Source organism: Exiguobacterium sp. s122 (assembly GCF_018618475.1).
In the GTDB taxonomy this organism is placed as follows: Bacteria; Bacillota; Bacilli; order Exiguobacteriales; family Exiguobacteriaceae; genus Exiguobacterium; species Exiguobacterium himgiriensis.
Map to the genome: position 1 here is coordinate 903,293 of NZ_JACSMD010000001.1, position 22,613 is coordinate 925,905.

General features: G+C 53.2%; 20 protein-coding genes. 15 read left to right on the top strand and 5 right to left on the bottom strand.

All coding sequences use genetic code 11. The features are described from left to right. Positions 1-4 precede the first annotated feature (4 nt). Positions 5-2,377, top strand: a complete 2,373-nt coding sequence (gene pheT, locus KNP92_RS04585; RefSeq protein WP_214837863.1) for a phenylalanine--tRNA ligase subunit beta — start codon at positions 5-7, stop codon at positions 2,375-2,377. Between the two features lie 41 nt (positions 2,378-2,418). Here pheT and KNP92_RS04590 read toward each other — a convergent pair whose 3' ends face one another. The 3 genes from KNP92_RS04590 to rnhC all read right to left on the bottom strand — a co-directional run bounded on the left by KNP92_RS04590 (position 2,419) and on the right by rnhC (position 5,578). Further along, positions 2,419-3,441: a PTS sugar transporter subunit IIC gene (locus tag KNP92_RS04590; RefSeq protein ID WP_214837865.1), complete on the bottom strand. Its 1,023-nt coding sequence runs from the start codon at positions 3,439-3,441 to the stop codon at positions 2,419-2,421. Positions 3,442-3,784: 343 nt separating this feature from the next. Then, positions 3,785-4,597 (bottom strand): alpha/beta fold hydrolase, encoded by an 813-nt coding sequence (locus KNP92_RS04595; protein ID WP_034809367.1) that lies wholly within the window; start codon positions 4,595-4,597, stop codon positions 3,785-3,787. A 72-nt stretch (positions 4,598-4,669) separates the two neighbouring features. Further along, the gene (rnhC, locus tag KNP92_RS04600) at positions 4,670-5,578 is read right to left on the bottom strand and encodes a ribonuclease HIII (protein ID WP_214837868.1); all 909 of its coding nucleotides are present in this window, start codon (positions 5,576-5,578) and stop codon (positions 4,670-4,672) included. Positions 5,579-5,703: 125 nt separating this feature from the next. Between rnhC and KNP92_RS04605 the strand changes: the two genes are divergently transcribed. The 7 genes from KNP92_RS04605 (at position 5,704) to KNP92_RS04635 (ending at position 13,763) form a co-directional block, all read left to right on the top strand. Further along, on the top strand, positions 5,704-6,105 hold the full coding sequence (locus KNP92_RS04605) for a hypothetical protein (RefSeq protein ID WP_211780858.1): 402 nt from the start codon (positions 5,704-5,706) through the stop codon (positions 6,103-6,105). Then, positions 6,105-6,629: an NfeD family protein gene (locus KNP92_RS04610; protein ID WP_211780859.1), complete on the top strand. Its 525-nt coding sequence runs from the start codon at positions 6,105-6,107 to the stop codon at positions 6,627-6,629. Before KNP92_RS04605 ends, KNP92_RS04610 begins: the two co-directional genes overlap by 1 nt. Further along, a complete protein-coding gene (locus KNP92_RS04615) occupies positions 6,630-8,147 on the top strand; it encodes a flotillin lipid rafts scaffold protein FloT (RefSeq protein ID WP_214837871.1) in 1,518 nt (505 codons plus the stop codon). It begins immediately after the preceding gene. 143 nt (positions 8,148-8,290) lie between these two features. Further along, complete coding sequence (locus tag KNP92_RS04620) at positions 8,291-9,262, top strand: BMP family lipoprotein (protein WP_034809373.1); 972 nt, start codon at positions 8,291-8,293, stop codon at positions 9,260-9,262. Next, positions 9,259-10,899 carry a methyl-accepting chemotaxis protein gene (locus KNP92_RS04625; protein ID WP_214837873.1) on the top strand — a complete coding sequence of 547 codons (1,641 nt, stop codon included), beginning with the start codon at positions 9,259-9,261 and terminating at the stop codon, positions 10,897-10,899. Before KNP92_RS04620 ends, KNP92_RS04625 begins: the two co-directional genes overlap by 4 nt. A 160-nt stretch (positions 10,900-11,059) precedes the next feature. Then, positions 11,060-11,629 (top strand): helix-hairpin-helix domain-containing protein, encoded by a 570-nt coding sequence (locus KNP92_RS04630; RefSeq protein WP_214837876.1) that lies wholly within the window; start codon positions 11,060-11,062, stop codon positions 11,627-11,629. A gap of 1 nt (position 11,630) precedes the next feature. Beyond that, a complete protein-coding gene (locus tag KNP92_RS04635) occupies positions 11,631-13,763 on the top strand; it encodes a DNA internalization-related competence protein ComEC/Rec2 (RefSeq protein ID WP_214837879.1) in 2,133 nt (710 codons plus the stop codon). A 53-nt stretch (positions 13,764-13,816) separates the two neighbouring features. Here KNP92_RS04635 and KNP92_RS04640 read toward each other — a convergent pair whose 3' ends face one another. Further along, entirely contained in the window at positions 13,817-13,981 is a 165-nt protein-coding gene (locus tag KNP92_RS04640; RefSeq protein WP_024371416.1) for a YqzM family protein, read from the bottom strand. 91 nt (positions 13,982-14,072) lie between these two features. Here KNP92_RS04640 and holA point away from each other — a divergent pair, with 91 nt between their 5' ends. Then, positions 14,073-15,083 (top strand): DNA polymerase III subunit delta, encoded by a 1,011-nt coding sequence (gene holA / locus KNP92_RS04645; protein ID WP_260564068.1) that lies wholly within the window; start codon positions 14,073-14,075, stop codon positions 15,081-15,083. 9 nt (positions 15,084-15,092) lie between these two features. Beyond that, on the top strand, positions 15,093-15,527 hold the full coding sequence (locus KNP92_RS04650; protein ID WP_214837885.1) for a GNAT family N-acetyltransferase: 435 nt from the start codon (positions 15,093-15,095) through the stop codon (positions 15,525-15,527). A 30-nt stretch (positions 15,528-15,557) separates the two neighbouring features. On the opposite strand, the gene rpsT is transcribed toward KNP92_RS04650, so the two are convergent. Then, entirely contained in the window at positions 15,558-15,818 is a 261-nt protein-coding gene (gene rpsT / locus KNP92_RS04655) for a 30S ribosomal protein S20 (RefSeq protein WP_214837888.1), read from the bottom strand. 219 nt (positions 15,819-16,037) lie between these two features. On the opposite strand from rpsT, the gene lepA reads away from it, so the two are divergent. The 5 genes from lepA (at position 16,038) to hemW (ending at position 22,608) form a co-directional block, all read left to right on the top strand. After that, a complete protein-coding gene (lepA, locus tag KNP92_RS04660; protein WP_214837901.1) occupies positions 16,038-17,861 on the top strand; it encodes a translation elongation factor 4 in 1,824 nt (607 codons plus the stop codon). Positions 17,862-17,911: 50 nt separating this feature from the next. Further along, the gene (gene serC / locus KNP92_RS04665) at positions 17,912-19,036 is read left to right on the top strand and encodes a 3-phosphoserine/phosphohydroxythreonine transaminase (RefSeq protein WP_214837905.1); all 1,125 of its coding nucleotides are present in this window, start codon (positions 17,912-17,914) and stop codon (positions 19,034-19,036) included. Beyond that, positions 19,023-20,186: a phosphoglycerate dehydrogenase gene (locus KNP92_RS04670; protein ID WP_214837908.1), complete on the top strand. Its 1,164-nt coding sequence runs from the start codon at positions 19,023-19,025 to the stop codon at positions 20,184-20,186. The genes serC and KNP92_RS04670 overlap by 14 nt, the downstream gene beginning before the upstream one ends. A gap of 12 nt (positions 20,187-20,198) precedes the next feature. After that, entirely contained in the window at positions 20,199-21,383 is a 1,185-nt protein-coding gene (locus KNP92_RS04675) for a DUF1015 domain-containing protein (protein WP_214837911.1), read from the top strand. A 67-nt stretch (positions 21,384-21,450) separates the two neighbouring features. Beyond that, positions 21,451-22,608 (top strand): radical SAM family heme chaperone HemW, encoded by a 1,158-nt coding sequence (gene hemW / locus KNP92_RS04680; RefSeq protein ID WP_214837914.1) that lies wholly within the window; start codon positions 21,451-21,453, stop codon positions 22,606-22,608. Positions 22,609-22,613: the final 5 nt, after the last annotated feature.

Here is a 22,613-nt window from a genome sequence, read left to right on the forward strand (position 1 = left end):
ACACATGTTATTATCTAAAAAATGGTTGAATCACTATATCGACGTCTCGGATTTGAGCGGACAACAACTGGCCGATTTGATTACAAAGAGCGGAATCGAAGTGGAAGGTGTGACGAATCGAGCTGAAGGATTGAGTGGACTCGTCGTCGGACACGTCTTGACGTGTGAGAAGCATCCGGAAGCGGATAAATTGAACGTGACGACGGTCGACATCGGTGGCGAGACGGCTCAAATCGTTTGCGGTGCACCGAACGTATCGGCCGGCCAACACGTGATCGTCGCGAAAGTCGGGGCGACGCTTCCTGGCTTGAAAATTAAAAAAGCGAAACTACGCGGTGTCGAGTCGCAAGGGATGATTTGTTCCCTTGAGGAACTCGGGTTCGAGAAGAAACAAATCCGCGAAGACGAACAAAACGGGATTCATACGTTCCGTGAAGCGGTCGAAGTCGGCGCAGACGTCATTCGTCTACTCGACCTCGATGATGAAGTGCTCGAACTCGGCTTGACGCCGAACCGTTCTGACTGTCTCAGCCTCTATGGCATCATTCATGAGGTGGCGGCGATTCTAGAGCGTCCGTACACGTTACCCGATACAGATGTCACAGCAACGGGTGAAAACAACGTCACGGTCACCCTCGAGACGGACAACTGTCCTTATTACGCGACACGCCGTGTGGACGGTGTCAACATCGAGGACTCGCCACAATGGTTGAAAAACGTCTTAATCGCAGAAGGCGTCCGTCCCATCAACAACGTCGTCGACGTCACGAACTACGTCATGCTCGAGCTCGGCCAACCGCTTCATGCGTTCGATGCGTCGAAGCTCGGCCAAACTATCGGTGTCCGTCAAGCACACGACGGAGAGACGATCGAGACGCTTGACGACGTAACGCGTACGCTTGATTCGTCGATGATGGTCATCACGGACGGGAACGTGCCGGTCGCGATTGCAGGTGTCATGGGTGGTGCGAGCACGGAAGTCGATGCGACGACGACGAGCATCGTGCTCGAATCCGCTTATTTCGTCCCGACATCGGTGCGTAAGACGAGCCGTACGCTCGGACTTCGCTCCGACTCGAGCGCCCGTTTTGAAAAAGGAGTTGACCCGGAGCGCGTCATGCGCGCACTCGATCGTGCAGCTCAATTGATTCAGTCCGTCGGCGGCGGAACGATTCGTGACGCGGTGACATCAGGCGCTGTCCAGTCGGCTGCACGGACGATTGACGTCTCGGTCACGTATATCAATGAGCGACTTGGAATGAAGCTCGACCGTGAGACGATCGTCTCGATTTTGAATCGCCTTGGACTCGATGTCGAGGGAGACGAACTGTTGACTGTTAACGTCCCGTCCCGTCGTCCTGACCTTGAGCTGCCGGCAGACGTGACAGAGGAAGTGGCTCGTCTGTTCGGTTACGACAGCCTCCCCTCGACGCTTCCAGCTTCGACGACGAAAGGGTATTTACCGCATGTCAACGTCTTGCGCCGTCGTGTGCGTCGTGTACTGCAAGGTTCCGGCTTGTCGCAGGCGATTACGTACTCGTTGACGAGTGAAGCGCATGCGTCACGATTCGGGGGCGAGTCCGCGACAAAAGTACAGTTGGCGATGCCGATGAGCGAAGAACGCACGGTGCTCCGGACGTCACTCGTCCCAGGACTCCTTGAGGCAGTACGACATAACACCGCTCGTCAACAAGCGAACGTTGCCTTGTATGAGACAGGACGCGTCTACGTCAATGTCGGGGAGACGTTACCGCTTGAGACCGAACGTGTGGCCGGTGTCTTGACAGGTCTTTGGTACGACCATCGTTCGCAAGGGACACGTCTACCGGTCGACTATTTCATCGCAAAAGGTCTTGTCGACACGTTGGCGCATACGCTTCGGACCGAAGTCACGTATGAAGCCGCATCGATTCCAGACATGCATCCGGGCCGCACGGCGAACGTCATGGTTGACGGCGAGGTCGTTGGCTATGTCGGGCAAGTGCATCCTGGTGTGTCGAAAGATATGTACGGCTTGAAGGAAGTGTACGTCTTCGAACTCGATCTCCAAGCGTTCGATACAGAAGCGACATTGATTTATGAAGACGTGCCGCGCTACCCGTCCATCACGCGAGACTTGGCACTCGTCTTACCACAAGACGTCCCCGCTGGTCTCGTCGAAACGACGATAAAGCAAGCGGCCGGTCCGCTCTTGATTGACCTCGCCTTGTTCGATGTCTATACAGGTGAGAACGTCGGGGAAGACGAGAAGTCGCTCGCTTTCTCACTTAAATATCAAGATCCGTCGCGCACGCTTCAAGATGAAGAAGTGGCAGCGTCGTATGAGGCGATCATCGCCGCCGTCAAAGCGACACACGGCGCCGACGTTCGCGCTTAACCTAAAAACTGCGATTCCTACGTGAAGGAATCGCAGTTTTTTTATTGGACTTCGAGTGCCAAGTCGCCAAATTTCGTCCATCCGACGAGGCAGGTCACTTTATAAAGAAGGAACGTGATGACAGCGGGAAGCACGACGCCTGTACCGACGAAGATGGCGAACGCCTCGGCACCTTGAGCCGCCAAGATATTGAGCGGGGCGATCATCGAGTTCAAGCCGAGTCCGGCAATCTCGTATGGGACTTCGAGGGAGAACCAGAGCGTCGCAATCGGGGCACTGATCATGGCCGCGATAAAGGGTGGCATGACGACCCGAGGGTTTTTGACGACGTTCGGGAACTGGACTTTCGGTGTAACGAAGAACGATGCGACCAAACCGCCTGGATCGGTTTGACGATAAGCCATGAGCGTGAACCCGACGAACTGGGCTGTACATCCAATCAAGGCGGCCGCACTCGCGACAGGGTCGAGTTGAAGCGCGATGGCGAGCGCAGCAGATGATGCCGGCGACATGAGCATGACACTAAAGACGAGCGCGATGACGAGTGATGTGGCAATCGGCGACGTGTTGACCGACGCGGTGATGCTTGCGCTGATGGTATTGATGAGCGGCGTCGTGACGGCCGCTGCACCGACCCCGACGATCCCGCCACCAAGAACGGCGGAAACCGGGACGACCATCATGTCAAACTTTGTCTTTCCAAGAACGCGTTTCCCGATCCAAACAGCCGCAGCCGCTGCAATCAAAGCGCTGATCGGTTGACCCGGGACGAGGACGAGTCCACTCTCGGTCGGTTGGAGGGCAGCCCCGCCGACGGTTGCCGCAATCATCGAACTGAATAAAATGAGCGTGTTGCCACCGAGTTGATAGGCGACACCGGCGCCGAGCGCCGGGGCGAGAAGTGACTTGGCGACTTGCCCGATCGTGACGAGCATGTCGAGCCCCGCCATTTTCCCGATCGTCTCAATCAAGAGTCCGACCCCGAGCGTGACGAGGACGGCGCTTGCCATCCCGGCTGAAATTTTAATCATTCGATCCATTGCGTACTGTTTCACTTCCATCATCTCCTCTGTCTGTTTTCCAATAAAAAAACCTATCCGAATGGGATAGGCGCAAATGGTTCACGGTGAGCGCCTCGTCCGAATCCATCGAAACAAGGGCCCAAAAATTCGTCTCGGTTACGAGTCGATTTTCAGTCCCTTCGTCGAATAATAATCAGCAGGCCGTGTTGTGTCTGTGTATGCATGGCGTTTCGCTCCTCCGTTTTGCTAAGATTTGTCTTAGAGTAACATGACATTTTTCAATAATCAATATTTTCTGAAAATTTATCTGAAAAAAATTGGAACGATAAATAAAAAGAGGTAGCAGCTCCCAATTTGAGAGCGCTACCATTCGCCATACATGGCGTTATGAGGTGCTGGCCGTAAGCAAGCCAACTTGTTCATCAATAAAATTCATCGAGACGGTGTTAAAGATATCCGGCTGATCGACGTTGACGACGTGACCAGAATCCTCGACGACATGAACGTTCGCCGTCGGTTGGTGTTTCGCCGTACGTTCGACAGCTTCGAGGAACATGTAATCCTCATCCCCCATCACATAAAGAATAGGGACGGCCGTTTGAATCGATGAGAAATGTCGGAGCAACGGATTCATGTTTTCAGTCATCTTGAACCATCGAATGAATTCACGTTGACACAGGTTAGCCGCGTCACGGACGAACATCATACGTGATTTCTTATGACGTTTTTTCGGCAATAAAATCCAGGCGAACAGTTGATAGAGCCACATATAAGGGACGAAGTTTTGCACGAGGCTACCGAGACGAATCAATAACGTCGAACGAACGTTAAATTTGACGATCGCGCCCCCGAGCACGACCGAGGCAATACGTTCCGGATGGTGTTCGAACATCGCTTGAATGACGATCGTCCCGAGCGATAGTCCGACCATATGACCTTTTTCGATGTTCAAGTGATCCATCACTTCGACCACGTCTTCAACCACGACGTCGAGCGTGTATGCGTTGAGCGGTTGCGTTAACGACTGCTCGGCATCATAAGACCCGCCGTGTCCACGTAAATCGAGCAACAGGACATTATATTTCTTTTTAAACGGTCGGATTTGACGATACCAGTGAGACAGGCTCCCCCCGGCGCCATGAATGAAGATGACCCAAGGATGGTCGTCGCTTAATGTATACGTTTTATAATGCAACATGAACGCTATCCTCCAAAAATTTTTAAGTTCATTAAACCATAAAAACAATATACCATATGTCGCTTGGAAGCACTATCGTTTCAACTCACTCAAGCGTATGGCTTTCTTCGTATTGGCGAAGTGGACTTTGGCGATGCCGTTCAATCGATCGACGCCATCGCGACGGATTAACGTGGCGGCCGCTTGATCGACTTTGGCGCCCGCACCTTTTGGCAAGGTGAGGCCGACAGTTTGACTCAATTTGTCCATTTCCTTCAAAAAGAACGCACGTGCCAAAATCGAGGCGGCTGCCACGGCGACGTGCAGCCCTTCCGCTTTCGTCGAGAAATAGACGTCGTCCTTGACGATGTGACGCTCTTGACTCAGGTGCTTATAATAGACGGCCTTTTCTGCGAACTGATCAATCAAAATCGCATCCGGTTTCTCCTCGAGTTTGTCGAGAAGGGCCGATAAGGCGGCGTTATGGGCGATGGCGGTCATCTTTCCTTGCGTCATCGTCTTTTGCATCTTATTGTACATCGGGTTATGAAGCGTCGCTTTCTGATACGAGATCGTCACGTGCAAATCACGGGCGATGCGTTTAATCTCAGGGTCAGACAATAACTTCGAATCTTTGACGCCTAATTCTTTGACGAGTTCGATTTTTTCTTTTGGGACGTAGGCGGCGACGATGACGAGCGGACCGAAGTAATCGCCTTTACCGACTTCATCACTGCCGACGACCGACCAATCCGAAAATCCTTCCGGTAGCATCGAAGTGGCGGCCACTTTTTTTGCTACTGGCGTTCCCCATTTCGCCGCCTCCGTCTCAGCCGCTTGACCTTGGAACATGACTTTACCCGAATTGTAAACGGTAATCACACACGAAGGTGTTTTCGCGCTAAATTTCGCATAAGGTGGCGGTTTGACCGCGTGAGGTGCGTAGCGCTCGATCAAGGCGTTCTGCGCCTCGGTTGATAATTGAATGACTTGATTGCCCAACAGGAGCACTTCCTTTCTATCTCGCAAATTAATTTTACATTTTTTTTGTATATTTTGAAACCAGCACACTGGCTTTTCCGTATGAAACAGTGAGACGAGTAGAAGTGAAATGAGGTGAGGCAAAAATGTGGTGGCGCGAGGACACGGAGCAAGGCGAGGCGGAATTCCTCTATAAACAAATTCTCGAGCTCGAATCGAGAATCGCTAAGCTAGTTGCCCATCAAGTACGGGTACGTCGCCTACTCATGCAAGAGTCGTCAGAAGCGACGACAGAGCAAATCATCACGCTGCAAGCAGAAGTCGATCATTATTTGACGTTGTTGCGGCAAGAGAGAGTAGAAGCTGTCGATCGTTATGATCGATTGACATTCGAGAAGACGTTAGGGCGCGTCCGGCAATCCATGGAGCAACCGACCCGTCCGCTCACAGAATGGGATACGATTGAACGGGCGCTCGCGCTTGAAGTCGAGCATCTGCGTCGCGTGCTCGCCTACGAACATGAACGCCGAAGCGAGGAGGGGTGGTAATGGAGTCACTCGATCAATTATATTGGTGGGTCCTCATCATTGCGGGACTCGGAACGTTCGTGTATATGCTATTTTCAGACGCGTTCGACATGTTTGAAGGCTGGTTCAACCCAGCCGTCATCCTTTCGTTCTTGGCACTCGGGGCGGGAATTGGTCTCATTTTAAATGCGCTTGCGCACGTCTCGCCGATGATTGGGCTCGCCGTCGCCCTTGTCGGTTCGTTCGCCTTGACGACGCTTCTTTACTTATTCGTCTTATTGCCGCTCTCGAATGCGGAGGAATCTATCGGGATGACCGATGAGTCACTCATCGGCCTCGTCGGCCGGTTGACCGTCCCTGTGCCCGAAGGTGGATATGGAGAAGTGCTCGTCGAATCGGTGACCGGCTCCGTATTAAAGACGGCGCAAAGCATTGACGGGAAAGCCATCTCGGCAGACCGTCGCGTTGTCATCATTGAAGTAGAACGAAACATTGCGGTCGTCATGGAATACGACGAACCGACAATCCGGAAGGAGAATGGATAGATGGATACAGTCATCCTTGCAAGTATTATCGTTGGGGTTATTATTCTTTCCCTGATTTTTGTATTCGTATTAAAGTACCGTACGGTCGGACCGGATGAGGCGCTAATCGTCACCGGAAGTTACTTAGGAAAGAAAAATGTCCATAGCGACGCCTCGGGCAACCGGGTCAAAATCATCCGTGGTGGCGGTACGTTCGTGTTACCTGTCTTCCAACAGGCAGAACCGCTCAGCCTTCTCTCGAGCAAGCTTGAAGTCACAACACCGGAAGTTTATACGGAACAAGGTGTCCCGGTCATGGCGGACGGAACGGCCATCATTAAAATCGGTGGCTCAATCAGTGAAATCGCCACGGCGGCCGAGCAATTCCTCGGCAAACCAAAAATCGAGCGTGAGAACGAGGCGAAAGAAGTACTCGAAGGTCACCTCCGCTCCATCCTTGGTTCGATGACGGTCGAAGAGATTTATAAGAACCGGGACAAGTTCTCACAAGAAGTCCAACGTGTCGCTTCACAAGACTTAGCGAAGATGGGTCTCGTCATCGTCTCGTTCACGATTAAAGACGTTCGTGACAAGAACGGCTATCTCGAGTCACTCGGAAAACCGCGAATCGCCCAAGTTAAACGGGATGCAGACATCGCGACAGCCGAGGCAGATAAAGAGACACGCATCAAGCAAGCCGAAGCGATGAAAGACGCGAAGAAAGCCGAGCTCGAGCGGGCCTCAGAAATCGCAGAAGCCGAGAAAGAGAACCAGCTCCGCATCGCGGCGTACCGTCGTGAGCAAGACGTCGCCAAAGCCCGTGCCGACCAAGCGTATGAGCTTGAAGAAGCGCGAGCGAAACAAGAAGTCACCGAGCAACAAATGCAAGTTCAAATCATCGAGCGTCAGAAGCAAATCGAACTCGAAGAAAAAGAAATTATGCGTCGTGAGAAACAATATGACTCGGAAGTGAAGAAGAAAGCCGACGCCGATCGCTATGCGATCGAGCAGTCAGCGGAAGCGGATAAAGCCCGTCAAATTGCCTCAGCCGATGCCGAGAAGTACCGCATCGAGGCCGAAGCGAAAGCCGACGCAGAACGCGTTCGACTCGCCGGTGTCGCCGAAGCCGACTCGGAGCGGGCGAAAGGGGAAGCGGAAGCCGAAATCATCCGCTTGACAGGTCTCGCCGAAGCGGAAGCGAAACAAAAAATCGCCGAAGCATTCGAACAATATGGCCAAGCAGCCATTCTCGATATGGTCGTCAAGATGCTCCCGGATTACGCGAAGCAGATTGCAGCGCCGCTTGGGAACATCGATCAAATCACCGTTGTTGATACTGGAAGTGGAAAAGACGGAGGCGCCGGCAAAGTGACCGGTTATGCGACCGACTTGATGGCGTCGCTCCAACAGACGCTTAAAGCCTCTTCAGGAATCGACATGAAAGATCTGCTCGACAACTTCGTCGGAAAGGGCAACGTGCCGACCGGAGAGGTGCCGGAGCGCAAACTCACTGAGACCATTGCCGCGACAGAAGAATAAGACAAAAGGTTGCAGACGAAATCGTCTGCAACCTTTTTTCATGGTTTGTAAGATTTCCCTAACTTTCAAACGGATTGACTTCAAGCCGAGTCGAATTGTGTCGATAAGGGAGATGTCAGACCAATAGAGAGAGGAAGAGTCATATGAAAAAAGGAGTCATACTCGGTTTGATGACCGCAAGCGTCTTGTGGTTGTCGGCCTGTCAATCTGTCATCGACAAACCAGAGGCCGCCATTGAGGAGCGACAGTCAATGGGTGTCGTCTTATCAGACGTCGGTCTCGGGGACCAATCGTTTAGCGACGCCGCCATGCGAGGCATGGGCCAATTGCGAGAAACAGGGGAATGGTACGTCGATTACCGTGAGCTTGAAGAAACAAAAACATATGAAGCTGGTTTTGAACAGCTTGTCGCTGCAGGGCACGATGTCATCATCGGGCTCGGCTTCGCATGCCAAGAAGATTTAGAGAAAGTGGCTGCCAATCATCCAGACCAACAGTTCGCCTTGATTGACGCCGTTTCGACGTTACCGAACGTGATGTCCGTAACGTTTGAAGAAGTAGAAGGGAGCGCGTTGGCCGGTGCGGTGGCAGGTCTTGAGACAGAGACAGGAAAAATCGGATTTGTCGGCGGCGTGGACAACGAGTTGATTCAAAAGTTCTCGACCGGCTTTTTACTCGGAGCGAAAGCGGTAAACGCCGACGTCGAACTCATTGTCGATTATGCGAATGACTTTGCCTCGCCTGAAATCGGAGAGCAGTTGGCCGAGAAACAGATCGAGGCAGGAGCCGACGTCTTATATGCGGCGGCAGGATTGACCGGTGTCGGTGTCTTACAGACCGCGCAAGCGAACGGCGTGAAGGCCATCGGGGTCGATAGCGATCAATCGATGATTGCCCCGGATGCGGTCATCACGTCGATGTTAAAACAAGTGGACTTAGCCATCGTCGCCATCGCGGATAACGTTCAAGAGGAAGCCTTCAGCGAACATCTCACGCTTGGTCTCGAGGAGGGCGGGGTCGGTCTTGCCGCACTTCGTCGCGTCCAGTGGAGCGACGAGGAACGGGAACGCTTTGACGCATTCGAGAAACGGCTACTGGAGGGCAAACAACAATGAGTTTACGAAAACGATTTATTGTGTCAACGGTGTTTACGGTCGTTTTGATCGTCTTGATGATGAGTTACGTCTTGGCGACGTTAAATCGATTGCAAACGTATAACGAACAGTACGGCTCACAAATGATTGAGTTGTCTCAACTCGAGACGTCCCTCCTTCAAGAACAGTCACTTTGGACATCACTTGGCGAGCAGATGAGCCCGGCGACGTTGAATCAGTTAACACGCATCCGCGAAAACAACGTGGCCACGTTTGAGACGCTAGAACGTACGTATTTAATTCCGGCGTTCAACGAACATTTGGAACGGGCGACAGCAAAGTACGCGCGCATCGGTGAGAACGTCGAGGCGGAGGCCGGCGGGATTGCAGCCCGGATTCAAGCAGCCAAGCTCGAAGGATTATTGAACGATGTGAACACGCTCCTCTTGAAGAATGGGGCCTTCTACGAAGCGCTTCAGCGTGAGGCGGCACAAGAGACGAAACAACTGTTTATCATTTCGATCGTGCTGACGGCTTTTGTCATCGTAGCGCTCGGGGTGTACAACTTCTTCTTCGCTCGTTCAATCACGCAACCGCTCGAGCGGACCGTCGAGGCGGCCGAAGCGATTGCTTCCGGTCAACTGATTTCGTTACCCGAGTCGTCGCGACAAGATGAGATTGGACGTCTTGAACGGGCGATGCGACACATGACGGTTTCTCTTCAAACGGTAATCGGATCAATCCGTGTCACCTCGATGCAAGTCAACACGATGACCGAGACGGCCGCGACCGAGAACGAGGCGGTCGTCAGCACGACGTCAAACATCACGAACGCAGTCGATGAGATGGCGAACGGGGCCCAATCGATTGCGAACGAGCTACAAGAGACGCTCGAGTCGGTCGGGCTCATGGCGGCTTCCTTCGAGACGAGCCTCAAGCAGACGCGTCAGACGACGGAAGAGACGACGGCGATGACGCGCGAAGTCCAAGACGGGATTGAGACGTTGACCGACCAGGAACGGATCTTGCAACGCTCGAGCGAACGAAATACGACCCTCGTCAAGCGAATGGATGCGTTCGCGCGAAATACCGACGAGATTGAACGGATGGCGAAGCTTGTCGAAGACGTGGCAGCCCAAACGAACTTACTCGCGTTGAACGCGGCGATTGAAGCGGCCCGTGCCGGCGAAGCAGGACGCGGATTCGCCGTCGTCGCGAGCGAAGTGAAGAAGTTAGCTGAAGAGAGTAACGTGGCGACACGCTCGATCTTTAGTGTCGTCCAATCGATTCATGAAGAAGTGGAGCGATTGAAACAGACGGTCGAAGAAGCGAGTCAAGAACAGACGGCCCAACTCCAAGCGTTCGGCTTGACGAAACAAGCGTTCACGCGAATTCATGATCGGACAGACCATGTCGCCGCATTCGTCCATACGATCGAGCGAGAAATGCTCGCCTCGAGTAGCGAAGTGACGAACGTGTTGAAGCGGGTCGAAGAAGTGAGCGGGGTGACTGAAGAGCTTGCCGCCGGAAATGAAGAAGTGGCCGCCTCGATGAAAGAACAACAGGCGAGCTTTGACCAAATTTTCGCTTTGATGCAAGAACTCGAAGGACAGGCAGCGGCACTTGCCGATCAAGTCCAACATTTTCAAAACGATTGAGACAAGTTTCGGCTTGTCTCTTTTTTTATATGGAAAAACGGGTCGAGTCGGACGCTACAACGGACAAGCAAGCGACTGAATCGAGGAGATAGCCCTAGATGAGCAGTAGATGATTCGGGCGCATACTATAGACCAGAAGGTGTCGATAGGAGGAAGCGAGATGGAAAAATGGAAACGTTACGTCATCGGACTGGTTGTGGCTTTATTCATGGCGGTCGGCTACATGTTCGCGTCGAGACAGCCGGAGACACCGATGGTCGAACAATTCGAACTGAAAGCGGAAGAGTCGGTTCAAGCAGAGCCGGCAACAGGAAGAGTCGTCGTCTATGTGACAGGAGCCGTCGTCTCACCGGATGTATATGAGATGCCGCCTGGGGCAAGGGTCGGTGACGTCCTGACGCTTGCCGTGTTGACTGCTGATGCCGAGCCCGAACAGTTGAACTTGGCCCAACTGCTCGTCGATGGGTCAAAGATCACGGTGCCGAAAAAAGGCGAGCTTCTCGAGGTCGCACCGGAGACGACCGAGACTGGAACGAACGGGGTCCACGTCAACAGTGCGACGAAAGAGGAATTGATGACGGTCCCGGGGATCGGACCGGCTAAAGCCGAGGCGATATTAAATTATTTGAAAGAACATGGTCCATTCAAGTCCTATGAAGAGCTTCGGAACGTGAAAGGGTTCGGTGAGAAGACGTTAGAAAACATGAAGGGCTATCTGCTGGTCCCGTAAGATGCCGATTTTTCCGCTACTTCCAATCAGCGTCCTCATCGCTTGGACCCAAGGCTTCGTCCTCGTCGGCTTCGTGCTATTCCTCTTTTTGCTTGCGACATGGCGCGGTCAGTCGGCCGGCACGTATATCGGTGCAGGTTGTCTCGCCTTGATCATTTTTTGGCACGACGAGCCACCGGTCATCACTGGAGGGGAAGACGTGTTGTTCTCAATCGAGAGCCGACGTGACAATGGCCGTTCCGTCCGATTATACGGCGAGACGTCTGGAGCGGATGGGGTATTGGTCGGGCGCGAAGTAACGCTCGGCCGTCCGGGAGAGACGTGTCTCGTCACGTTCGAGCCTGATTCGTTCGCACCGCTTCGAAATGTCGGAGGATTTGATGAAATAGCGTGGGCGAAAGGTGCAGGCCTTTCATTCAAAGGAAGCCAAGTCACCGTGACCGCCTGTCGTCCGACAGCCGGATTGGACGGGATGATGCTTCGGTTCAAAGAGCGCCAGTTGTCCCGCATCGAGGCGACGTATCGGCCTGATGTGGCGCTGTACATGGAGGCACTCTTATTTGGAGAAGGGCGATTGTTGGATGAAGAAACGTCATTTTCGTATCGGGTCACAGGGCTTTTACATCTGCTCGTCATTTCAGGTTCACATATCGCCCTGCTCGTCCTCGCGTTCAAATGGCTCCTTGTGCCATTCCCCTTTCATCGTGAAACAAAGATGATCCTCATTGTATTGATTGTGACCGCATTCGGGTGGCTGACCGGATTCTCTCCGCCTGTCGCGCGCGCCGTACTAGTCGCCGACATGGTACTCGTCTTCTCACTATTCGGTTATTCGGTCCGTGACCCGATGCGTCTTTTAAGTTGGTGCGCGGCGGCATTACTCGCACTTCAACCTTACTTGTTATTTAATCTTGGGTTTCAACTCACGGTCGGGATGACGCTCTTCTTGATTGTGACCCGTTCGCAATGGACGAACGTGCTCAGTCTGGCGATTTATGCCCAATGGATTGGTTTGATTTTGTTATGGCACGTGCAACCGGTCATCTCGATTGTGGCTCCGTTCTATAACGTAATTGTGGCCATTCTCTTCTCGTGGGTGATGATTCCTCTCGGCTTTTTGGCGTATCTCGTACCGTTATATGAACCGTTGCTTCATCCGGTACTCGACGGGCTACATGGGACGTTCACGCTACACAATCAGGTCAAACCGTGGCTCCCGCTCCATGAGCTGACCGTTTGGGGCTCGTTCCTTCTCGCCATCGGATTATGGATTGGACTTCTCTTTCTCGAGCGGCGCCAATTGATTGGTTGGGGAATCGCGTTGCTCACACTCAGTGCTGTCGCCTTGGCGTCCGAATTGAAAGAAGAAGGGCGCGTCACGTTTTTAGACGTCGGGCAAGGAGATGCGATCGTAGTCGAGACGGACGGCCTCACCGGTTTGATTGATGTCGGTGGGGTGTATCATGACCCTTCGGAGAAAAAACGCTCGACGTTTGACCCAGGCGCAGATGTCGTCGCGCCGTACTTATGGAAGCGGGGCGAACGAGAAATCGACTTTTTATTGCTCACCCATGCCGATCACGATCACATTGGCGGGTTGGACGGGTTACTTAATTTGATTCAAGTAAAAGAAGTGTGGTTAGCGGCCGAAGCGGCCGATATGGAGAAACGAGGCGAATTGTTATCTAAACTTGCGCGTAAAAATGTCCCGGTCCGTTTCGTCCGGGCCGGGGACCGTCCCTATCCATGGTTTTGGATCGTCAGTCCTTCGGAGCGGAAGGCAGATGAGAATGCCAATTCTGTCTCGGCCTACATGGCGGTCGGAGGGATGACGTACTTATTGACGGGTGATTTGCCGGAGGCGGGAGAAGGGGGACTTCCGAGTGTCGACGTCGACGTGTTCAAGCTTGGCCATCATGGGTCGGATACGTCGTCGAGTGAGGCGTTATTGAACCGGATCGATCCAGAGTGGGTGATTGCTAGCGTCGGGCGAAACAATCGTTACGGGCATCCGCATCCAGACGTATTGGCGCGACTTGTCGGCAGGCACGTGCTACGGACGGATGAGGACGGGATGGTCGTGTGTGAGCGCGGAGTTTGCCGAGGGATTGTGGAAACGAAGGTCAGTCGATGAAATGTATGATAAACTAAAAAACGATTGCTCCCCCGGGGCAATCGTTTCGTAGCTTATAGGCTTAAAAACTTGATGAGGACACCAATTGCAAATAGCGTGAAGAAAAAGCCGAACGGTACGATGAAGCCGATCGCTGAATCGATTGCATCGTTTCGTTTGCATTGGACGTCGTTCTCAAACGGGTTTTCGCTTGGTGGGCGAACAGAGTTAATATGCATAGTGAGTCCCTCCTTGAAATGGTTCCGTCCTTAGTATAGCGAATCAGCAGCGGATAATCTATGTTTTAGATAAGAATAAATTGTGAAAGTGGTGTGTGTTTTGAATGAACCTTGGCTCCATAACGGCAAAGTAGCCAACGTATACGTCTTGTTCGGGACAGAGAAGTATCTTCTCGATACGTGGGAGAAAGAAATCGTCAAAGCGGCCAACCCGACCGGTGACCAGTTCGATGTCATGCGGCTCGACCTACACGAGACGTCCCTCGACACGGCCATCGATGAAGCGGAGACGGTCCCGTTCTTTAGCGAGTATCGGACCGTTGTGGTGAAGAACGCGCAGTTTTTGACAGGTGCGAAAGAGAAGCAAAAACAAAACGTCGAACGATTGACGGACTATGTACTCCAACCGGCGCCGTATGCCGTACTCGTCTTCATCGTCGAAACCGAGAAACTCGATGAACGCAAAAAAGTCGTCAAACGTTTAAAAGAACGGGCGATCGTCCTCGAGGCGAAAAAGCCGAGCCAGACGGAGTTGATGCGATACGTCGGTGACGAATTGAATCGACGCGGCCAAAAAATGGACCGCTCGACCGTCGAACGTCTCTTGTTCTTATGCCACGACGATTGGGGGAAACTCGTGCGCGAACTCGAGAAGTTGCAGCTGTACGCAAGTGACGGGAGCGAAATCCCACTCGAAATCGTCAACGACCTCGTCCCTCGTACGCTCGAAGACAACGTGTTTCAGTTGTCTGAGTTTTTAGTCGCTCGACGTGCTGATGCGGCGTTACGGCTCGTCCGAGATTTAGAGAAACAAGGTCAAGAGTTGATCGGACTGTTGTCCCTGCTCGCGCGTCAATATCGGAATATGTACTTGACGAAGCAGCTGACGGAAAAAGGCTACGGGGAGAAACAAATCGCGTCAAAGATTGGGGCGCATCCGTACACGGTGAAACTGGCCGGGCAAGCGAGCCGGAATTTCACGGAGGCACAGCTCGCTAGTGCGTTGACGATGATTGCCGATGCAGATGAGTCGATGAAGACCGGTCGTGGAGATAAACAAATCGTCTTTGACACGCTCGTCTGTCAATTGACACTCGTATGAGGTGAGGATATGGGTTTACAACAAGTATTACTTGAAGAGGTGATTCCGCTCCGGCATAAAGTGCTCCGGCCGGGCCAAGAGCGGGAGGCATGTTATTTCGATGGGGATGCCGATCAGACGACTCGACATTTTACTTGGGTCGAGGATGGACAAGTCGTATCGATTGCGACCGTGATGGAAATGGGACGCGACTTCGATGGCAAGGCGATTCCATATCAACTCCGGGGGATGGCGACCGACCCTGCATCCGCTGGACAAGGGATTGGCTCGTCATTTTTACAGGCGTTACATAAAGCGGTCGATGACTCGTGGTGGTGCAACGCCCGGGAAGTGGCCGTCCGTTTCTATGAGCGGAACGGGCTCGTCGTCGTGGGCGAACCGTTCGAAATTCCAGGGATTGGGACGCATTATGTCATGGTATACGAAAAAACAGCCGGCTCCTGATGGAGGCGGCTGTTTCGGTTTGATCTCTAATTAGAGAGCTGCGATGCGAGCTGCGAGACGTGATTTGTCACGGCCAGCTTTGTTTTGGTGGATAAGACCTTTTGCTGCAGCTTTGTCGATTTTCTTCGTAGCGAGGACGAAAGCTTCTTGAGCAGCTTCTTTGTTTCCTTCGACGACGAGAGCGTCAACACGTTTCACTGCTGTACGCATTGCTGCTTTCTCTTGCGAGTTCGCGACGCGACGCTTTTCAGAAGTTTTTGCACGTTTGATTGCTGATTTGATGTTTGCCATTGGTTGTCACCTCCTGAAACAAGAAAGTGTATGTTCTCATTACTTCAAGTAATCATTCAACAGAACAAGCACAATTGTAGCAAACGCTTATTTGAAAAGCAACCACTTGATGATTATTCTGAAAACTATATGTGGTATTGTTGTAGTAGGTCGTACACATACACTTAAGATTTTGATATAATGACACGGTATGCATGAGAAGGATAGGTGAACCCATATATGAACAACCAAGAATTAGAGAATCGTCAGAAGAAAATTCGGAACTTTTCCATCATCGCCCATATCGACCATGGAAAGTCGACCCTCGCTGACCGGATTCTTGAGAAGACGGGTGCGCTCACGGCGCGCGAGATGAAAGAACAGACGCTTGATGCGATGGACCTTGAACGTGAACGCGGAATCACAATCAAGTTGAACGCGGTCAAGTTGAACTATACGGCTAAAGACGGGGAAGAGTATATCCTTCATTTGATCGATACACCAGGCCACGTCGATTTCACGTATGAAGTATCACGCTCGCTCGCAGCGTGTGAAGGGGCTGTCCTTGTCGTGGACGCTGCCCAAGGGATTGAGGCGCAGACGCTCGCGAACGTCTACCTCGCATTAGATAACGACCTTGAAATCATTCCGGTCATTAATAAGATTGACTTGCCGTCAGCGGACGTCGAGCGCGTTCGTCAAGAGATTGAAGACGTGATCGGTCTTGACGCCAGTGACGCGGTACCAGCTTCGGCGAAAGCGGGAATCGGGATTGAAGAGATTCTCGAGCAAATCGTCGAGCTCGTTCCGGCACCGACGGGCGATCCGTCTGGGCCGCTTCAAGCCCTCATCTTCGACTCGTATTATGACGCTTATCGCGGCGTCGTCGCCTCGATTCGAATCGTCAACGGTTCGGTCAAAGTCGGAGATAAAGTTCAGATGATGTCGACGGGTAAATCGTTCGAAGTCACTGACCTTGGTGTGTCGACACCGAAACCGGTATCGGTGAAAGAGTTGAACGTCGGGGACGTTGGGACGCTCTCGGCATCGATTAAAACGGTCGGCGATGTCCGGGTCGGTGACACGATCACGCTTGCGAAGAATCCGGCGACCGAGCAACTTCCGGGTTACCGCAAGATGAACCCGATGGTGTATTGCGGTCTGTATCCAATCGACGCGGCGAAGTATAACGATTTGCGTGAAGCACTCGAGCGCCTCCAGTTGTCGGACGCCGCGCTCGAATTCGAGCCGGAGACGTCACAAGCACTCGGTTTCGGATTCCGTAGTGGTTTCCTCGGCATGCTTCATATGGAAATCATTCAAGAGCGAATCGAGCGCGAGTTCGGAATCGACTTGATTACGACGGCACCGTCGGTTATCTATCACGTCACGACAACGGCAGGCGACGTCATCCACGTCGATAACCCGTCGAAGATGCCAGAACAGCAAAAGATTGAAACGATTGAAGAACCTTACGTCAAAGCGGCCATCATGACACCGAACGACTACGTCGGTGCCATCATGGAGCTCTGTCAGAAGAAACGCGGGACGTTCATCGATATGCAGTATATCGACACGACGCGTGTGAAAATCACGTATGAGATTCCGCTCAGTGAAATCGTTTATGATTTCTTCGATCAGTTGAAGTCGAGTACGAAAGGCTATGCGTCACTCGATTACGAGCTCATCGGTTATCGCCCGTCACGCCTCGTCAAGATGGACATCCTCTTGAACAACGAAGTCGTCGATGCCCTCAGCTTCATCGTGCACCGCGATTTCGCGTACGAGCGTGGGAAAGTCATCGTCGAGAAGTTGAAGGCGCTCATCCCGCGGATGCAATTCGAAGTACCGGTTCAAGCTGCGGTCGGGACGAAGATTGTCGCCCGTTCAACGATCAAGGCGCTCCGCAAGAACGTCCTCGCGAAATGTTACGGTGGGGATATCTCGCGGAAGCGGAAGCTTCTCGAGAAGCAAAAAGAAGGTAAAAAGCGCATGAAGATGGTTGGATCTGTCGAAGTGCCGCAAGAAGCGTTCATGTCTGTCTTGTCGATGGATGAAGAATAAGCGTTCGCCCTTATCAAACGATAAGGGCGATTTTTTTAATTTGGCAGGATATGGCGGCGGTAGTACGGAATAGTACCCACTTACAGAAAAATAGAGGAGGAGAAGCCGTGGTTTATAATTTTTCAGCCGGTCCGGGGATGTTGCCCGCTTCGGTGTTGGAAGAAGTGCAATCACAACTTCTTTCATATGAAGGGAGTGGCGTCTCGATCGTCGAGATGAGCCATCGTTCGTCGACGTTCATGGAAGTGGTACATGACCTTGAGCACAGGCTTCGCCGCTTGATGCACATACCAGACACGTACGCCGTCCTGTTCCTTCAAGGTGGGGCGACGCTTCAGTTCTCGATGGTCCCGATGAACTTGCGGAACTCGGGTCGTTTCGCTTATCTCGATAGCGGGACGTGGTCGAAAAAAGCGATGCAAGATGCCAAACCGTTTGGGGACGTCGTCGTCGTCGGTAGTTCGGCATCGACGAACTATAAGACGCTCCCGGATTGGTCACAACCGATTCATGACGTCGACTATCTTCATCTAACGCTGAACAATACAATCGAAGGCACGCGCTATACGACGCTCCCTGAAACGAACGTCCCGCTCGTCGCTGACGTCTCTTCGAATATATTAGCGGAACCGATTGACGTCGAACGATTCGGTCTCCTCTATGCCGGGGCTCAGAAAAACATCGGACCGGCCGGCTTGACCGTCGTCATCGTCCGTCGTGACTTACTCCAAGAGCAGGACGTACCGAGTTACTTGAGCTATGCGCGACACGTTGACACGCTCCTCAACACGCCGGCGACGTTCAGTCTATACGTCGCTGAACGGGTGCTCGCGTGGGTCGAGGCGGAAGGTGGCGTATCCGAGATGGAGCGTCGCAACCGCGAGAAGAGCGAGCGATTGTATGACGCGCTCGATTCGTCTACGCGGTTCCGTCCGCTCGTGACGGAACCATCATGCCGCTCGTTGACGAACATCCCGTTCACGACAGGCGATGACGTCACGGACGAGGCGTTTCGGCAGTTCGCACAAACGCGCGGGTTGATTGAGCTCGGCGGCCATCGTTCGGTCGGTGGGTTGCGGGCAAGTCTATACAATGCGATGCCGCTTGCGGGCGTCAATCGCTTGATTGAGACGATGCAAGCGTTTGAACAGGGGGGACATGATGTTTCACATTAAAACGTATAATCAAATTGCAAAAGAAGGGCTCGACCGTTTCGAACCGAGCGAGTATGCCTTGAACACGTCGGAGCAGGCGGACGCCTGGGTCATTCGAAGCCATGACGTGCACGAGGCCGAGATTCCGCCCTATTTGCTCGCCATCGCCCGCGCCGGTGCGGGTGTCAACAACTTGCCGCTCGAACGGCTGGCCCGTCAAGGCGTCGTCGTGTTTCATACCCCGGGAGCGAATGCGAATGCGGTGAAAGAACTCGTGCTCGCGAGCATGCTCCTATCGGTCCGGCCGATTTTACGAGGCGTCCGTTGGGTGAACGAGCAGACGTTCCCCAACCAGACGCTCCTTGACCGGGCGATGGAGGATGAGAAACGAAAATTTGTCGGATCCGAACTTCGTGGTAAGAAAGTTGGGATCGTCGGTCTCGGGGCGATCGGCTCGGCGCTTGCGAGCGACTTGATTCAACTCGGTGTCGACGTCGTCGGGTACGACCCGCATCTGTCGGTCGATGGGGCCTGGAACGTCTCGAAGCAAGTCAAACGTGCGCGACATGTGAGCGAACTGCTCGCGGACGTCGATTTCTTGTCGATTCATATGCCGCTCACGCCAGAGACGCGTGGAATCATCGACGCCACGTGGTTCAATCAAATGAAACGAGGGACGACCGTGTTGAACTTTGCGCGTGGCGAGCTGGTGAACGACGGTGACTTATTGAACGCACTCGACGGGAACGTCGCAACGTATATTACCGATTTCCCGAAACATGACCTCCTCGGACATCCACGCGTCGTCGCGTTCCCGCATCTCGGGGCGTCGACGAAGGAATCTGAAGTGAACTGTGCCGTCCAAGCGGTCGACACGTTGAAGACTTATTTAGAAACCGGCAACATCCGTCACTCGGCGAACTTTCCTGACACCGAGCTGCCGTATATCGGCAAACGTCGGCTCGCCGTTCTCCACTTGAACGTTCCGAACATGGTCGGACAAATCGCGAGCCGGCTGGCTGAGAACGCCATCAACATCGACAACATGGTGAACCGGAGCCGAGGGGACGTGGCGTATACGCTAATCGACATCGATAATCACCAAAACGAGAAGTTGTCGGTCCATGCACTATATGACATCGAGGGCGTCATGCGCGTCCGTGAATTTTAAGGAGGAAGAGAGATGGTCATCTTTAAACCGTTTGCCCCGTATGTGCCGCATCATGCGGAAAGCGTCGCCGCCGATCCGTATGACGTCGTCTCGGTCGAAGAGGCGAAACGAACGCTACAAACTTATCCGAATTCGTTTCTTGCGGTCGATAAGCCGGAAGTGTTTGACGAAGGCATGTCGTTACACGAGTGGGGACGTCGAGCGAGGCAAGAGCTCGAACGGCTCTACGCCACTGAACTGTCTAAACGCGAGGAAGGGTTTTACGTGTATCGGTTAACCGACCAAGGTCGGGTTCAGACCGGACTCGTCGCCACGTTTTCCGTGAACGATTACGCCGCTGGCCGCATCAAGATTCACGAGCATACGCGAAAAGCGAAAGAAGAAGAGCGCGTCGAACACGTGACGGCGACACGAGCCCACACCGGGCCGATTCTCCTGAGCCACGCCCCAGATGAAGGGGTACGGCGCATCTTAGCCGACGCGACCGCCGGGGAGCCGCTGTTCGCGTTCACGGACGATCGAGGGGTCGTCCATGAAGGGTACGCCGTCCCATCGAAGGATCGAGCGCGGCTCATCATGCTCGGGGCAAGCATACCGGCCGTCTATATCGCAGATGGACACCATCGGGCGAAAGCGGCAGCGGTCGTGGCTTCGAACGCGTCGTCAGGAGAAACGTCAAAACTTGAGCGTGATCATTTTCTCGGCGTCCTCTTCCCGAGCGATGAGTTGACGATTTTACCGTACCATCGCGTCCTATACGATGTGGCGCCGGAAGAGGTGGCGTCGCTCTTAGACGGCCTCTCCTTCAGTTACGAGATTGAAGCGACGGATAAAATCTTTGTTCCGACTACGGGTGCGACGTTCGGGTTGGCTTATCGCGGAGAGCATTACAAGCTAACGAAGCGACAAGACGTCGATGCAATAGACGTCGCGACGCTCCAGCGCGATATTCTTGAGCCGTACTTTCATGTCGAGGACGTCCGGACCGACGAACGGATTGATTTTGTCGGCGGAAAAGAGGCCATCACGCGACTCGTTGCCTTATCGGAGCGACCGGACGTCGTCGTCTTGACGTGTCCGGCGACGGCGATGAAGGAACTGATGCGCGTCGCGGACGGAGCCGGGCAAATGCCGCCGAAATCGACATGGTTCGAACCGAAACTGAAGAGCGGACTATTCATCCACCGATTCGACTGAACACGCATAGTGGCATCGCGGCGCAAAAAACGTTATAAATGGAAAGAGAAGAAAGGGGTGGCCGCTTATGGCTAAAGCCGTATATCTTCACATTCCATTTTGTGAACATATTTGCTATTACTGCGATTTCAACAAGGTGTTCTTGAAGAACCAACCGGTTGATGATTATTTAGATGCGTTAGAACGCGAAATTATCCTGTCGCTTGAGCACTATCCGACGGATGAGATTGAGACAATTTTTATCGGAGGCGGGACACCGACCGCGCTCAATGAGGCGCAGATGAAACGTCTCATGGATATGGTTGAGCGACACCTGTTGCCGCTTGCGACGTCGACGCTTGAGTATTCCGTCGAAGCGAATCCGAACTTCGTTAGTCTCGAGAAACTCGATACGATGAAGCGAGGGGGTGTCAATCGCCTCAGTTTCGGCGTGCAGACGTTTGATGACGGCGGTTTGGAACGGATTGGCCGGACGCATCGGGCCGATGATGTTTTCCACACCGTCAACGAGGCGGCGAAACGGTTCGATAACATTTCCATCGACCTCATGTTCGGTCTCCCTGAACAGACGCTCGAACAAATCGAGCGTGACTTGGACTTGGCGTTCAAGCTGCCGATTCAACACGTTTCCTCATACTCGTTGATTCTCGAGCCGCATACCGTTTTCGCGATTCAAGAGCGAAAAGGCAAGCTTCGGTTGCCGGGCGAAGACATCGAAGTCGCGATGTATTTGAAAGTGATGGAGACGCTCGAGAAGCATGGGTTGAAGCAGTATGAGATTTCGAACTACAGTCTTGATGGACGGGAGAGCCGTCACAACCAAGTGTATTGGCGCAACGAAGAGTATTATGGCTTCGGCGCCGGGGCGCACAGTTATTTGAACGGGGAGCGTCGGGCGAACATCGCACCCATCCCGCACTATATTAAAGCGGAAGGGTTACCGGTTCGCAATACGACGCCGCTCGAGATGGTCGAGAAGATGGAAGAGGAGCTTTTCCTCGGTCTTCGCATGCGTTCTGGTGTAGCCTTCGAGACGTTTGAAGCGAAGTACGGCAAGTCGATGGAAGTCGTGTTCGGTCACGTCTTGGCTGACCTTGAAGCGAAGCAGTTAATCGAACGGACAGACACACACGTCCGTCTGACCAAGTCGGGTCTTCCGCTCGCCAACGAGGCGTTTGCTGCGTTCATCGGTGAAGCCCGCGTCGATGTCGATGCGGTCCAGTAAATGGC

Excerpts from the sequence above, each read along its gene's own strand:
- KNP92_RS04625 (WP_214837873.1), top strand. The coding sequence starts at position 9,259 with ATGAGTTTACGAAAACGATTTATTGTGTCAACGGTGTTTACGGTCGTT.
- KNP92_RS04630 (WP_214837876.1), top strand. The coding sequence starts at position 11,060 with ATGGAAAAATGGAAACGTTACGTCATCGGACTGGTTGTGGCTTTATTC.
- KNP92_RS04670 (WP_214837908.1), top strand. The coding sequence starts at position 19,023 with ATGTTTCACATTAAAACGTATAATCAAATTGCAAAAGAAGGGCTCGAC.
- hemW (WP_214837914.1), top strand. The coding sequence starts at position 21,451 with ATGGCTAAAGCCGTATATCTTCACATTCCATTTTGTGAACATATTTGC.
- KNP92_RS04635 (WP_214837879.1), top strand. The coding sequence starts at position 11,631 with ATGCCGATTTTTCCGCTACTTCCAATCAGCGTCCTCATCGCTTGGACC.
- KNP92_RS04675 (WP_214837911.1), top strand. The coding sequence starts at position 20,199 with ATGGTCATCTTTAAACCGTTTGCCCCGTATGTGCCGCATCATGCGGAA.
- KNP92_RS04620 (WP_034809373.1), top strand. The coding sequence starts at position 8,291 with ATGAAAAAAGGAGTCATACTCGGTTTGATGACCGCAAGCGTCTTGTGG.
- KNP92_RS04595 (WP_034809367.1), bottom strand. The coding sequence starts at position 4,597 with ATGTTGCATTATAAAACGTATACATTAAGCGACGACCATCCTTGGGTC.
- KNP92_RS04640 (WP_024371416.1), bottom strand. The coding sequence starts at position 13,981 with ATGCATATTAACTCTGTTCGCCCACCAAGCGAAAACCCGTTTGAGAAC.
- KNP92_RS04610 (WP_211780859.1), top strand. The coding sequence starts at position 6,105 with ATGGAGTCACTCGATCAATTATATTGGTGGGTCCTCATCATTGCGGGA.
- KNP92_RS04650 (WP_214837885.1), top strand. The coding sequence starts at position 15,093 with ATGGGTTTACAACAAGTATTACTTGAAGAGGTGATTCCGCTCCGGCAT.
- rpsT (WP_214837888.1), bottom strand. The coding sequence starts at position 15,818 with ATGGCAAACATCAAATCAGCAATCAAACGTGCAAAAACTTCTGAAAAG.
- lepA (WP_214837901.1), top strand. The coding sequence starts at position 16,038 with ATGAACAACCAAGAATTAGAGAATCGTCAGAAGAAAATTCGGAACTTT.
- KNP92_RS04590 (WP_214837865.1), bottom strand. The coding sequence starts at position 3,441 with ATGATGGAAGTGAAACAGTACGCAATGGATCGAATGATTAAAATTTCA.
- pheT (WP_214837863.1), top strand. The coding sequence starts at position 5 with ATGTTATTATCTAAAAAATGGTTGAATCACTATATCGACGTCTCGGAT.
- serC (WP_214837905.1), top strand. The coding sequence starts at position 17,912 with ATGGCGGCGGTAGTACGGAATAGTACCCACTTACAGAAAAATAGAGGA.
- KNP92_RS04615 (WP_214837871.1), top strand. The coding sequence starts at position 6,630 with ATGGATACAGTCATCCTTGCAAGTATTATCGTTGGGGTTATTATTCTT.
- KNP92_RS04605 (WP_211780858.1), top strand. The coding sequence starts at position 5,704 with ATGTGGTGGCGCGAGGACACGGAGCAAGGCGAGGCGGAATTCCTCTAT.